The sequence below is a fragment of the Kitasatospora sp. P5_F3 genome (assembly GCF_054049135.1).
In genome coordinates this window covers 1-13040 of sequence record NZ_JBFUMY010000075.1, presented here as the reverse complement: position 1 = coordinate 13040, position 13040 = coordinate 1, and the positions used below count along the sequence as shown (strand labels likewise).

Genomic DNA, 13040 nt, shown 5'->3' with positions numbered 1-13040 from the left:
AGGTTCTTGCAACATAGTGCCGAAAATATTCACTGTTGAGTTGGGAAGTTGCAGACCGATCGGACTGTGCTGGTCCCGCTTGGCTAGACTCGGCCGACACCGTCCTCCCGTGCGAGCCCGAGACGAGAGCGCAGCCCCAGATGAACAAGGATCAGGCCTGCACCGTGGCTGTGCTGTCCACGGCCGCCCACCGGGAAGTCGTCGCGTTGCAGCACGAGATCGGCCTGCGGGTCTCGGGCGGTGACTTCGACTGGGTCGTCGACCTCGGCGCGGACATCGCCGGGCAGGCCGCAGCGGAGGGCGGTCCCTCCGTCAACCACGATGCGGTGCTGGGGCACCTCCGCCGGACTCTGGCCGGCTGTGCCGGGCCGGAGAGCCTGCGTGCGCTCCTCCGGACCCCGATGTCGCTCTCCTCGGAGGGTCCGAAGAGGACGCTGGCGGAGCGCGCGCTGGCGGAGCTGGTCGCCCGGGGCCAACGCGCCGAGGACATCGAGCAAGTGGTGTACGGGGAGCAGGCGCACGCGGTGCACCTCCGCGAGTTCCGGGCCTGCCTGCTGCACGAGCTGGTGCTGACCGGGGCTCAGGTCGAGGACTTCCCGGCCCTTCTCGCCTTCGCCCGGGAGCTGGTCTCCGAGGGGCATCCGCTTGCCGAACTTCCCCTGCATCTACTGCCGGAGGAGCAGGGGCTGATCCGCCCGGACGGTACGGCACCCGGCTGGACCTGGACCGTGTCGCCCCTGGACGGGGCGGTCCACAGCGCCGCCGAGCTCCACGTCACGCCGTTGATGCGGGACCGTACGGCGGGCATCGAGATGACCGAGATCAGCGTCCCCGCGACGGCCGAGGTGATGGGCTCGGCCGTCCGGCACTGGTGCACGGACTCGAACGGCCTGATTGCCGCTCAGGACTTCTGGTCGCCCGACCCGGTACGGCCGGAGGACTTCCCGGCCGTGTTCGCACGACTGCCGCTCGCCCCCTGGGAGGAGGGCGGGGCGCGACTCCACCCGTCCACCTCCGACGAGGTGTTCCGGATCCTGTTCACCGCAGCCAGGCGGACGTCGGCCTACGGCCCCAGCCAGTTCGGCTCCTACGGGAGGCTGGCCACCTGGCGCTCGCTCGCCGGGCTGACCGAGGCCCCGGCGGGCGCTCCGGTCGAGCGGATCGCCGAACTGGTGCGGCAGTCGCACTGGTTCCGTCCAGAACCCGACTCCGCCTGGTTCTGCGAGGTCGCCTGGGACCTGGCCGTCGCGGTGCTGCGCCCCGGCGGTCAGGGGATTGCCGTGCTGGCCGCCACCGACACCGACTGACGGACGATCGCGACTGGGCTTGCCGGCGTGTGAGCTCGGCCTGAGTCAGCGAGAGAACGGCTGCTGCGGGAGGGCTCTCAGGCCCCGGTGGCCACCGGCAGGTCGGACGGCATGCCCCACTCGCTCCAGGAGCCGTCGTAGACCGCGAGGTCGCGGTAGCCYGCCAGTTCGGCGCCGAGGGTCAGGATGCAGGCGGTGACGCCGGAGCCGCAGCTGAACAGCAGTCGCTCGCGGTCGCCGACCAACTCGCCGAGGCGGGCCTGTAGTTCGGTGGGCGGCAGCATGTGCCCGGCGGTCTGGAGCTCGCCGAACGGCAGACTGAAGGCTCCGGGCATGTGCCCGCCGCGCAGCCCCGCGCGAGGCTCCGGAGCGGTGCCCGCGAACCGTTCCCGGGTCCGGGCGTCGAGTACGGCCGAGGAGCCGTCGGCGAGTGCGGTCAGGACGGCGGCGCTGTCCACGATCAGCCCCGGGCGGGGTGCGGCGGTGAAGTCGCCAGGCACGACCGGCGCCGGTCCGGCGGCGGCCCTGGGCAACCCGGCGGCCGCCCAGGCGGGGAGTCCACCGTCCAGCACGGCGACCCGGTCGAAGCCCATCGCCCGGAACATCCACCAGGCCCGGGCGCTGGAGTAGACACCCGCCCCGTCGTAGACCACCACCGTGCTGCGGTCGTCGACACCGAGCGCGCGCACCTCGGCGGTGAACTGTGCGGCGTCCGGCATGGTGTGCGGGCGGGGGTCGGCGTGGTCGGAGAGCGCGCCGTCCAGGTCGAAGACCCGGGCCCCGCGGATCGGCAGCGGCTCGCCCCGGTGGGCGCCCACCCCGGCGTCCAGCACCACCAGGTCGGGGTGGTCCAGCCGTTCGGCCAGCCAGTGGACGTCGACCAGGGGGCCGGGCAGGGCCAGAGCGCTCATTTCGTACTCCTTCGGTGGCGGCGGGACGTCAGCCGGTGGACGCCATGCCCCCCGATTCTGGATCACACCGGGCGGCAGGCCGCAGTCAGCCCACGCTCCGTACGCCGAGGTGGGTCCGGTGGTGGGTCGGTCGGTCGATCTCGTCCAGCACCGCCACGGCCAGGTCGGGGTAGGAGATCCGGTCCGCCGCGTCGGCCGGGGCGAGGGCGTAACTGCCGGTGCGGGCGCCCTGGTGGTCGAAGTCGCCGGAGGGGCTGACCACCAGCCAGTCGAGCGTGTCCGGCGCGGTGTGCAGCACCTCGGTGCCGGCAGCGTGCGAGAGGTAGAACGCGCGGTAGTCCTGCGGGTAGCCCGGGGTGTCCATCAGCAGGACGCCCGAGGCGGTGGGGAGTACGGAGGCCAGGCCGACCGAGAGCAGCCGGGGGACCTGAGCCATGGTCAGCCCCTCGACCAGGGCGGTCGAAGCGGTGGCGAAGAAGTCGGGCAGCGGAGCGTACGCCGCGACCACCGCCGCGTCGTGACCGGCGGCCAGCCGGGCCACCACCGCCGGGTCGGTCACGTCACCGGCGGTCAGGACGCCCTCGGCGGCCGCGTCCGGGTGGGCGCCGGGGTCGCGGACCACGGCGGTGACCCGGTGGCCGCGCCGACGGGCCTCGGCGGTGATCGCGCGCCCGGCCCGGCCGGCTGCGCCGAAGACGATGATGCTGCTCATGGGGGTGTCCTTCCGTCGGTGGCCGCCCGGTTGGCGACCCGTCAGGAAAGGTAGCCCTGGGCCTGGTTACCTCCGGGATACCAGCGGGAGGAGCGCCTCCGGGGCCGGATGCCGCCGGTCTAAACTCGGCCCGTGCGAGAACCCCTGGACCCCGAGATGTTCGACCCGGTCTGCCCGTCCGACCTGTCGCCGATCCGGTTCGGTGACAAGTGGGGCGGCATGATCATCCGTTGTCTGGAGGACGGTCCACGACGGTTCTCCGAGCTGCGGGTGCCGCTGCGGGGGATCACCGCCAAGGTGCTGACCAGTTCGCTCCGGGTGCTGGAGCGGGACGGGCTGATCGCCCGGACCGAGCGGCCCGGCCAGCTGCGCTGGGTCGAGTACGAGTTGACCCCCGTCGGGCGCAGTCTGCTGGGACCGATGGACGTCGCCTGCGAGTGGACCCGGGCGCACTGGGACGAGCTGCTCGACGCCCGCGAGGCAGCAGCCGAGCCGCTCTCCGAGGCGGGCTGAGCTCCCCGGGTTGCGAACAACACGTTTGAAGTTCGTCGGCGGAGTGTTCGCTGTGCTGACCTCCTGAAACCTCTTCCTGGCCACCCGTCGGATGCGGCACTTCCCGGTGGGAATCGGCCCGAAGGGGCAGGATGCGAGGGGTCTTGCGTGCCCGTCCGGGCAATCCTGATGTCCGCCGACTCGACGGCTCTGACGTCGGTTTGGCCAGGTCAGTGGGCCACCTGACGGTCCGTCGAGCGCATGGCGATTTTCCCGATAGGGCGGTCACGAAGTGTCCGTCCGGGCACTCCTGGCAGACGCCCGACAATTTCGAGCTTCTGCTGCTTACGGTTCGTTGCAGACGGGTCGTGGACGCGACCCGACCGATACCGGAGGTCTCAGAAATGCGACGTACCACCATCAAGCTCGGTAGTCTCGCGGCGGTTTCGATGTTCGCGCTGGCGCTGGCGCAGCCCGCTCAGGCGGTGCAGAGTGCGGGCGCCGGGACTGCGGCGTCCTCGGCCTACTTCGAGTTCACCGACGGCACGGACAACTTCGTCTTCAAGCTCACCGACTCCGCCAAGATCCAGCAGGCGCGGAACATCCTGAGCGGTGTGGAGACGGAGAACGTCGGCGTCATGGGCACCGTCGTCAAGACCCCGGCCACCTACAACAAGCCGTGGAAGTACCAGCTCGCGCCGAGCTCGGTGTCGTTCTTCGGCATGGCGATGGAGGTGTGCGACGCGAGCATCTCGTACGTCAACAGCCACCTGAACGAGGTCGGCGGCGCGCTGCTGCCCGGCTCGACCTGGTGTCCGTGGCAGTCGAAGCTGACGCGTGAGATCACCGCGCCGTAAGTACCACCCCCGGGCGCTGACCCGACATCACTCCGGCCGCCGGCGACCCTCCGGCGGCCGGAGCTGTCAGGTCAGGGGAGTGCGACGAACGGCGCGAGGAACGTCCGCGCGGCCGGAGCGTCGAGCCGGTACGACACGTTGGTCGCGTAGCAGGGCCCGTCCCCGGTGATGGTCGTCGCGACCAGCAGGAACCGCCCGCCGATCTCGGCGAAGTTCGGCCCGCCGGAGTCCCCGTAGCAGGCGCCGCCGTTGCCCTGCGGTGCGGTCATCGCCAGCCGTACCCACGGCGCGTTCAGCGCGTTGAAGGCCACGGGGGCCTTCAACCGGACGCCGCCGCCCGGGTGGGTCTGGCCGCCGGGGCCGCGCTGTGCTTCCTGGGTGCCGTAGCCGACCACCTGGAAGGGTGTGGTGTTCAGCCCCTGCGGGCCGAGCCGGTCGAGCTGGCCCGCCGTGGGCAGGGCGGCCGGGGTGAACGCCCAGCGCGCGGCGACCGCCTGCTCGGGCAGCTGGATCACGGCGATGTCGTGCGGGTCGGAGGACGGGCCCGGGTAGGCGGGGTCCTGGTGCGCGACACCCTCCACCGCGACCGCCGAGGCGACGGCGGCCGGGTCACCGGGGTGCGCGGTTGCGGCGGCGTCGAGGTCGGACTGCACGTCCTGCCCCAGGGATACGTAGAAGCGGGCGCCGGCCGGCCAGTCGCTGGTGCAGTGCGCAGCGGTGAGAAACGTGTCGCGGTCCACCATGGTGCCCGAGCACATCCAGTCCACCCGGTCCGGAGTGGCGGGGTTCTCGTCGGCGTCCCACTGCACCACCAGTGCCCCGACCTCGGTGCGTTCGGGTGCGGGCGTGGCGTTGTACGAGTTGATCGCGGCGGCGGGCCCCGCCAGCGCGGCGAGCAGACCCGCGCCGGCGGTGACCGTACCGACGGCGAGGCCGGCCCGTCGGAGCAGGGCCGGGGTTCTCGTGCTGGGCATGGTTCGGCCGTACCCGCCGTGCGTGCGGGTACGGCCGGGCCCCGGGTCGGTCAGAAGACGCTCACGTTGTACTTGGCGAGCGCCTCGTTGACGGGCTGGAAGAAGGTCGTGCCACCCGTACGGCAGTCGCCGCTGCCGCCCGAGGTGATGCCGAGCGCCTTGGTGCCGTCGTAGAGCGGGCCGCCGGAGTCGCCGGGCTCGGCGCAGACGTTGGTCTGGATCATGCCCTTGACGGTGCCGCCGCCGGAGTAGTGGACGGTGGCGTTGAGGGCCGTCACGGTGCCGCCGTGGGTGCCGGTGGTCGACCCGGTGCGCTTGACCGACTCGCCCACGTACGCGTTGGGCGCGGAGGAGAAGCCGCCGCTGTGGCTCAGTGAGGCGTTGTCGTACCGGACCAGCGCGAAGTCGTTGCCCGGGAAGCTGGAGTTGACGGTCGCACCGATCACCGTGCTCTGGCTGGACGTCGTGTACCAGGTGTTGGCGACGTTGCCGCAGTGCCCGGCGGTGACGAAGTAGTAGGTGCTTCCGCTGACCACGTTGAAGCCGAGCGAACAGCGGTAGCCGCCACCGTAGATGGCGTCGCCGGCGGCCAGCAGCGGGCTGAACGTACCGGGGGCCCGCTGGATCCTGAGCGCTCCGGCGTCGGCTCCGGCCGCCTTCTTGATCTTGGCGAGCGCGGCGGGGGAGACGGTGCTGTCGGCGGTCACGACGACGCGACCGGAGTGCTGGTCCACGTACCACGCGGTGCCGCCGACGTCCGCGCTCAGCACGGCCTCGCTCACCGCGGAGAGCTGGGGCGGGCTGAAGGACTGGGTCGGAGCGGCTATGGCACTCGGCGCGGCGACCGCGGTGGCGGACAGCAGGCCGATGGTGGCGGCGAGGACTCGGGTGTGCCTCGCGATGTTTCTGGTGGGGGTGGTGCGCTTGATCCTCACTGATCTCCTCCTGGGAGTGCCCGTGTCGAGGGTGGGGCCGTGAGGCGCAGTCAGGAAGGCGGCAGCATAGGGTGATCTGCCCCTGACAGGCGCGCTGTCAGGGAGTATTGAGTACCCCGGTGGGGCTGCACAAGACTGCTGACACGATGACGGCGGTCGGCGGCACCTGCGGCGCCCGGTCACGATTCCGAAGAGGTGTACGGCTACGCCCTCGCCTGCTGGACCACCCTCCGCGGCGACCACGACCCGGTCTGAGCACGGCACTTGGGCACCATGCTGGGAGCCACCAGGAGCTAGCCGTCGTTGGCGCCCGGGGCGACCAGGCCGGTCTCGTAGGCGACGACCACGGCCTGGGCGCGGTCGCGGAGGGAGAGCTTGGCGAAGATCCGGGCCACGTGGGTCTTGACGGTGGCTTCGCTCAGGGTCAGGGTGCGGGCGAGTTCGGCGTTGGAGAGGCCGCCGCCCATCAGGGTGAGCACCTCCAGTTCACGCGCCGTCAGTTGGGCCAGGTCGCGGTGGACGGCGGGGGTGGCCGGGGCTGGGGCGGAGGTGGCGAAGCGTTCCACCAGGCGGCGGGTGATGGAGGGGGCGAGCAGGGCGTCGCCGGCGCTGACCAGGCGGACGGAGTTGGCGAGGTGCTCGGAGGTGACGTCCTTGAGCAGGAAGCCGCTCGCGCCCAAGGCCAGCGCGGTGTAGACGTAGTGGTCCAGGTCGAAGGTGGTCAGCATGACGACCCGGCAGTCCGGGGCGTCGGCGAGGATCCGGCGGGCCGCCTCCAGACCGTCCATGACCGGCATCCGGATGTCCAGCAGGACCACGTCCGGCCGCAGCCTGCGCGCCAGCTCCACCGCTTCGGCGCCGTCGGCGGCCTCGCCCACCACGTCGATGCCACGGGCGGTCAGGATCATCCGGAAGCCGGTGCGGACCAGCTCCTGGTCGTCGGCGATCACCACCTGGGGCCCGGGGACCTCCCGGGGCGCAGTCACGGCCGGTCCAGCGGTATCCGGGCGCGGACCCGGAAGCCACCGCCGAGGCGGCGGCGGGCGTCCAGGTCCCCGCCGTAGACGGCGACCCGTTCGCGCAGGCCGAGCAGCCCGCGTCCGGCACCGTCGGCCGGGGTGTGCGGCCGGGCGGCGTCACCGGTGAGCACGCTCGGCCCGGCGGTCAGCACCTCGACCCGCAGGGAGTGGTCGGCATAACGCACCGTCACCTCGGCCCCTCTCCCGTCCCCGTGTTTGAGCGCGTTGGTCAGGGCCTCCTGGACGATCCGGTAGGCCGTCACGTCGATCCCGCCGGGCAGCGGCCGGGGTTCGCCGGAGATCCGGACCTCCACCGGCAGGCCCGCGAAGGCGATCCGGTCGATCAGCGGCCCGAGCCGGGCCAGACCGGGCTGCGGGGTCAGCGGAGGGGCGAGTGGAGACGTGAGCGATCCGGCCGAGACGTCGTCCGAACCGTCGGCGGCCGGGGCCAGTACGCCCAGCAGGTGGCGCAGTTCGGTCATGGTGTCCCGCCCGGCGGCCTCCACGGCGGCCATCGCGGTGGCCGCCTGCTCCGGCAGGGTGGCCAGCACCTCACGGGCGGCCCCGGCCTGAACCACCATCAGGCTCACGTTGTGGCTGACGATGTCGTGCAGCTCCCCGGCGATCCGGGCCCGCTCGGCGTCCACCGCCGCGTCCGCCGCGCTCGCCCGCTCACGCTCCAGCAGCCAGCCGCGCTGCTCCAGCGCCGTCCGGTACCGCCGCCGGGCCCGCACCAGCGCCAGGACGAGCCACCCGGCGGCGCTCCCCGTGGCCGCCAGCGCGGCCGTCAACCATCCAACTCCAGATCCCCACACCCGAGCATCCTGGCAGGTCGGGTCATGATCGGCATCAACCCCTCGATGCAGCGCCGTACATCCGTGGGATGACGGGCCGTCGGGATTACACCCGGGGAGGGACGCTCCGGCCCCGGCGCGGCTTCTAGGTTTCCTGTCATGACTACTGATCACGACAGCGACCGGCAGGTCGTCGTGCACCTGGACGGCGTGCACAAGGAGTACGGCGACCTGAAGGCCCTGGACGGGGTGTCGCTGGAGATCCGGGCGGGGGAGGCGGTCGCGGTGATGGGGCCCTCGGGCTGCGGCAAGTCCACGCTGCTCAACATGGTGGCCGGCCTGGACCGGCCGAGTGCGGGCACGGTGCGGGTGAACGGCCACGACCTGGGCGGGCTGAACGAGACCGGCCTGGCGCTGTTCCGGCGGCGGCAGGTCGGCATGATCTTCCAGTTCTTCAACCTGCTGGACGACCTTCCGGCGCTGGACAACGTCGCGTTGGCCGCCCAGCTCACCGGCACCCCGGCCAAGCAGGCCAGGCACCGGGCGCTGGAGCTGTTCGAGGAACTCGGCATAGCTGATCGCCGCAACACCTACCCGGCCGCGCTCAGCGGCGGCGAGCGCCAGCGGGTCGCGGTGGCCCGGGCGTTGATGAACCGTCCGGCGCTGCTGCTGGCCGACGAGCCGACCGGCGCGCTGGACAGCCGCTCCGGCGAGCAGGTGATGGACTTGCTGATCGACCTCAACCAGATCGGCCAGACTCTGCTGATCGTCACCCACGACCCGAAGTTGGCGCACCGCTGTGCGAGCCGACTGGTGGAGTTCGCGGACGGCCGGGTGGCCCGGGAGAGCGCACTGGAGCGGCAGCTGTGAGCGCGGTGTGGCGCGCCTCGCGCGCGGCGGTGAAGCGGCGCAGGCTGCAGACGGTGGTGATCGGCCTGGTGGTGTTCTGCTCCACCGCGACCGTGCTGCTGGCCCTCGGACTGCTGGACGCGGTCTCCAACCCATTCGACCGGGCGTTCGAGAAGCAGCACGGCGCCCATCAGGTGGTGCTCTTCGACGCCGCCGAGGTGTCGGCCGGTCAGCTCGCCGAGACCGCAGGGCGGCCCGGGGTGGCGGCCGCGGCGGGCCCGTTCGACCAGGTCACGGCCCGGCTGGCGAAGAGCCCGCCCGGCGTGGGCAGCGGCGCGTTCCGGGTGGTGGGCCGGGCCGACCCGGCCGGGCCGGTGGACCGGCCGGAGCTGCGGGACGGTCGCTGGGCCACCGCGCCCGGTGAGATCGTGCTGAACGGGGAGGGCGACCTGGTCCATCCCGAGCTGGTGGGGTCGAAGGTCCAGCTGGTGGACGGTCCGGAGCTGACCGTGGTCGGTGTTTACTCCAGCATGAGCAGCTCCGCCGACGCCTGGGTGGTCCCCGAGCAGATGGCCGCGCTGCACCCGACGGCCCGTCAGATGCTCTACCGCTTCGAGACGGCCGGCTCGGCGGAGCAGCTGGAGAGCGGCCTGGAGAGTGCCACCGCCGGACTGCCCGCCGAGGCCAGGACGGCGGCGCGGTCCTCGGCCTCGCTGGAGGAGGCGTTCTCGGGTACGGCCAAGGCGTACCTGCCGTTCATGACGGTGTTCGGGGTGCTCGCCCTGCTGATCTCGGTGCTGATCGTGGCCAATGTGGTCAGCGGCGCGGTGGTCTCGGGTTTCCGGCACATCGGGGTGCTCAAGGCACTCGGCTTCACGCCGAACCAGGTGGTGGGGGTGTACCTGACGATGGTCTCGCTGCCCGCCGTGATCGGCGCGGTGCTGGGCACGGTGCTCGGTGCGGCGCTGGCGCAGCCGGTGCTGCGGGTGGCGTTCCAGGGGGTGATGCGCGGGACGGCGGTGGTCGAGGTCAGCCCCTGGGTGTACCTGGTCTGCCTGCTCGGCCTGCCCGCCCTAGTGGCGGTGGCCGCGCTGCTCCCGGCGCTGCGGGCGCACCGGCTCTCGGCGGCCCAGGCGATCAGCGCGGGCAGCGCGCCGCGCTCCGGCCGGGGCCTGCGGGTCCAGCGTGCGCTCGGCGGCACCCGGCTGCCGCGAGCGGTCAGCCTGGGGCTCGGCCAGCCGTTCGCCCGGCCCGCCAGGACCGCGCTGACGGTGGCGGCGATCCTGCTCGGCGTCACCACGGTGACCCTGACCACCGGCCTGACCAGCACCATGGTGCAGTACACGGACTCCAGGAAGAGCGACGGCGGGGTCGGACTGGACATCCGGGTCGGGCGGGCCGCGTTCGAGCAGGCCGAGCCGAAGCTGACCGACCGTCAGATGGAGGCACTGCTGCGCTCGTTGCCCGGCACGGAGCGGGTGAGCGCCCAGGCCATCAGCCAGGTCACGCTGGCCGGGTACCAGCAGTCCAGTGCCGGTTTCTTCCTGCGCGGCGACCAGGACCCGGGCGACGTCCGGCAGATCGTCGAGGGCCGACCGGCCACCGGGGCGGGGGAGTTGGTCGCCTCGCCGACCTTCCTGAGCCAGCACGGTCTCGCGGTCGGCGACCGGGTCACCCTGGAGCTGGAGGGCCGGCGGACGACCGCGACCGTGGTCGGGAAGAGCATCGACGGTGACGCCCGCTTCTTCCAATCGACCTGGGACACCCAGCTGGAGCTCGATCCGGCGGCCGCTGCCGCGTTCTACGACGTCCGGTTGAAGCCCGGGGCGGACGTGCAGGCGTACATCGACGCGGTGAAGGCAGCCGAACCCGGCCTATACCCCGGGGTGGTGGACGAGGGGAACCTGGCCGCCGACACCGTGGTGAGCTTCGCCTCGGTCTTCACCGTGCTGCTCACCGTGGTGGCCTCGCTGGGAGTGTTCAACACGGTGCTGCTGAACACCCGGGAGCGCCGCCGGGACCTGGGCATGCTCAAGTCGATCGGGATGACGCCGCGTCAGGTCACGGTGATGTTCGTGACCTCGATGGCGGTGCTCGGTCTGCTGGCCGGACTGGTCGGCATCCCGCTGGGGATGGTCGCGCACCGGGTGCTGGTGGACCACGTCGGGTCGGTGGACTTCCCGGCCGCGATGAAGGACGTCTGGCACCTGCCGGAGCTCTCGCTGCTGGCGCTGGCGGGGGTGGTGATCGCCGTGCTCGGCGCCTTCGTCCCGGCCCGGTCGGCGGCGCGGCTGACCATCGCCAAGGTGCTGCACACCGAGTAGCGGGGCGGGAGTACCGAAGGTCCGTGCCCACAACGCCACGGACCTTCGGTACTGGAGGGTCAGCCGCTCTCGCCCAGCCGGTCCCGAAGGCCCGTCAACTCCTGGGCCTCCGCCTTCAGTCCGGCCTGCTCGCAGCGCTGGATGCCGGCTGCCAGGCGGGCCCGGGCCGCGTCCGTACGCCCGAGGGTGCGCCCCTCGATCAGGGCGGCCAGTCGGACCGCCTCGGCCCGGGGGGACTCGCCGTCGGTGCCGCCCGCCTGGTACCCGGCGATCGCCAACTCGGCTGCGGCCAGGGCCGGTTCGCCCTGCTCGGCCATCGCGTTCACCCGGGCCACCTCGTAGTGCAGTGCGGCGTCCAGCAGCCAGTAGGTCAGCTCCTCGCCGTCCTGCCCGGCCCGCTCGCGTACCAGCTCGGCCTCGGCCAGCCGCTCCAGCGCGGCGGGCAGCCCGTCCGGGCCCTGGGTCGCCACCGTGAGCCGGGCCAACTCGCGCAGCACGGCGAGGACTTGTTCGGTCCTCGGCGCCTTCCGGTGCGAGGCGAGGGTCCGGTCCATTGCCGTGTCGGCGGCCTCGAAGAGGCCGCCCTCGGCCAGCGCGACGGTCGCCTCGGCGGCGACCATGGTGTGGGTGTCCTGGTCCTCCCAGCCGGTCACCGTGTCGGCCAGGCCGAGGTACTCCTCGGCCGCCGCGCGGTGCTCGCCCAGCATGAACAGCCCACGGGCCAGGTCGAGTCGCACCTGCGCCCGCAACCGCTCGTCCAGCTCGGCGGCGTCCGGCGCGAGCAGCACCGACTCCAGGACGGCGACCGCGTCGGGGACCCGGTCGCTCTCCCGCAGTGCCTCGGCCAGCTGCAGCCGGATCTGGGCGGCCTCGGCACCGTCACCGGCCCGGTCGAACCTGGCGGCGGCCTCGGAGAGCGCGCGGACGGCGCCGCCGTTGTCCCCGAGGTGCTTGCAGGCGTGCCCGAGCATCGCGTACGTGGTCCCGAACGGGAAGGAGCTCTCGCCCCAGCGAGCCGCCTCGGACAGCGCCCGGTGCAGCAGTGGGACACCCTCGCCCGGCTCGCCGCGCAGGAAGCCGAGTTGAGCCAGCTGGACCAGCACCCGGGGTGTCAGCCAAGGGAGTTCGGCCTGTTCCACGATCTCCAGGGCCTGCCGCAGCTCGGTCTCGGCGGAGTCGGTCAGCCCCTGCCGGGCATGCGCGTCGGCGACGTACTGGTGCGAGGTCGCCACCCGGCGGCGGTTGCCCTGCTCGCCGCTCTCCCGCCGGTAGCGGGCGACGGCGGCGTCGAACCGTTCGGTCTGACCCGGCGTCGGCTCCGGCAGGGCGCCGGTCAACTCGCGGTGCGCGGCCAGCGCGTGGCACTGCAGGACGGTCAGATGGCCCTCGGCCGGGGCGGCCGGGKCGGCCGCCCGCAGCTCCTCGCTGCGGGCCAGCACCTCGTCCAGCGCGGTCCAGTCGGCGGACCAGCCGTCCTGGTCCAGATGCAGCACCAGCAGCCTGGCCCGCATCGCCTGCACCTGGCCCGGCCGCCCGGCCGCCTCGAACCGGGCTTGCGCGGTGGTGAGCTCGGCCTGCGCCAGCTCCAGGTCGTCCAGTTCGGAGGCGTCGAAGGCCCGCTGCAGGGCGACCTCGGCCAACAGCCGGTCCAGGCTGCCGACTTCGGGGTCCTCGAGGTGGACGTAACCCTCGGCGCCGATCAGCTCGCCGACCCGGCGCCACAGCACCTCGCAGTCGGGGTGCCCGGTGCCGCGCAGCGCGTCGGCCCGCAGGACCAGGCCCCGGAGGTCCTCGGGGACCGGCTCGACCGGCGGCCGGTCGGCCGGGGCGACCGGCGCGGCGGCCTGCACCGCCGCGGCCCGCACC

At 72.7% G+C, this 13040-nt stretch carries 11 protein-coding genes and 1 pseudogene; 5 read left to right on the top strand and 7 right to left on the bottom strand.

All coding sequences use genetic code 11. The annotated features are described in order from the left end of the window. Positions 1-140 precede the first annotated feature (140 nt). On the top strand, positions 141-1307 hold the full coding sequence (locus ACXJMZ_RS30705) for a DUF6183 family protein (protein WP_457033295.1): 1167 nt from the start codon (positions 141-143) through the stop codon (positions 1305-1307). Between the two features lie 77 nt (positions 1308-1384). Here the strand turns inward: ACXJMZ_RS30705 and ACXJMZ_RS30700 are convergent, their stop codons facing one another. Beyond that, positions 1385-2218: a sulfurtransferase gene (locus tag ACXJMZ_RS30700; RefSeq protein WP_457033294.1), complete on the bottom strand. Its 834-nt coding sequence runs from the start codon at positions 2216-2218 to the stop codon at positions 1385-1387. Between the two features lie 85 nt (positions 2219-2303). After that, complete coding sequence (locus ACXJMZ_RS30695) at positions 2304-2930, bottom strand: NAD(P)-dependent oxidoreductase (protein WP_457033293.1); 627 nt, start codon at positions 2928-2930, stop codon at positions 2304-2306. A gap of 132 nt (positions 2931-3062) precedes the next feature. Between ACXJMZ_RS30695 and ACXJMZ_RS30690 the strand changes: the two genes are divergently transcribed. After that, the gene (locus tag ACXJMZ_RS30690; protein ID WP_457033292.1) at positions 3063-3443 is read left to right on the top strand and encodes a winged helix-turn-helix transcriptional regulator; all 381 of its coding nucleotides are present in this window, start codon (positions 3063-3065) and stop codon (positions 3441-3443) included. A 383-nt stretch (positions 3444-3826) separates the two neighbouring features. Continuing rightward, the gene (locus ACXJMZ_RS30685; protein ID WP_457033291.1) at positions 3827-4279 is read left to right on the top strand and encodes a BP74-related protein; all 453 of its coding nucleotides are present in this window, start codon (positions 3827-3829) and stop codon (positions 4277-4279) included. Between the two features lie 71 nt (positions 4280-4350). Here the strand turns inward: ACXJMZ_RS30685 and ACXJMZ_RS30680 are convergent, their stop codons facing one another. The 4 genes from ACXJMZ_RS30680 to ACXJMZ_RS30665 form a co-directional block, all read right to left on the bottom strand. Next, a complete protein-coding gene (locus ACXJMZ_RS30680; protein WP_457033290.1) occupies positions 4351-5253 on the bottom strand; it encodes a trypsin-like serine protease in 903 nt (300 codons plus the stop codon). A gap of 50 nt (positions 5254-5303) precedes the next feature. Next, the gene (locus tag ACXJMZ_RS30675; protein WP_457033289.1) at positions 5304-6188 is read right to left on the bottom strand and encodes a S1 family peptidase; all 885 of its coding nucleotides are present in this window, start codon (positions 6186-6188) and stop codon (positions 5304-5306) included. Between the two features lie 293 nt (positions 6189-6481). Continuing rightward, positions 6482-7174, bottom strand: coding sequence for a response regulator (locus tag ACXJMZ_RS30670; protein WP_457033288.1), 693 nt, complete (start codon positions 7172-7174; stop codon positions 6482-6484). Next, complete coding sequence (locus ACXJMZ_RS30665) at positions 7171-7998, bottom strand: sensor histidine kinase (protein ID WP_457033287.1); 828 nt, start codon at positions 7996-7998, stop codon at positions 7171-7173. Before ACXJMZ_RS30665 ends, ACXJMZ_RS30670 begins: the two co-directional genes overlap by 4 nt. Before the next feature lie 162 nt (positions 7999-8160). Here ACXJMZ_RS30665 and ACXJMZ_RS30660 point away from each other — a divergent pair, with 162 nt between their 5' ends. Together ACXJMZ_RS30660 and ACXJMZ_RS30655 are read left to right on the top strand one after the other, a co-directional pair. Continuing rightward, positions 8161-8871, top strand: a complete 711-nt coding sequence (locus tag ACXJMZ_RS30660) for an ABC transporter ATP-binding protein (protein WP_457033286.1) — start codon at positions 8161-8163, stop codon at positions 8869-8871. Next, complete coding sequence (locus ACXJMZ_RS30655; RefSeq protein ID WP_457033285.1) at positions 8868-11174, top strand: FtsX-like permease family protein; 2307 nt, start codon at positions 8868-8870, stop codon at positions 11172-11174. The genes ACXJMZ_RS30660 and ACXJMZ_RS30655 overlap by 4 nt, the downstream gene beginning before the upstream one ends. Before the next feature lie 59 nt (positions 11175-11233). Here ACXJMZ_RS30655 and ACXJMZ_RS30650 read toward each other — a convergent pair. Then, positions 11234-13040, bottom strand: a pseudogene (locus tag ACXJMZ_RS30650) (hypothetical protein); the annotation flags it as partial.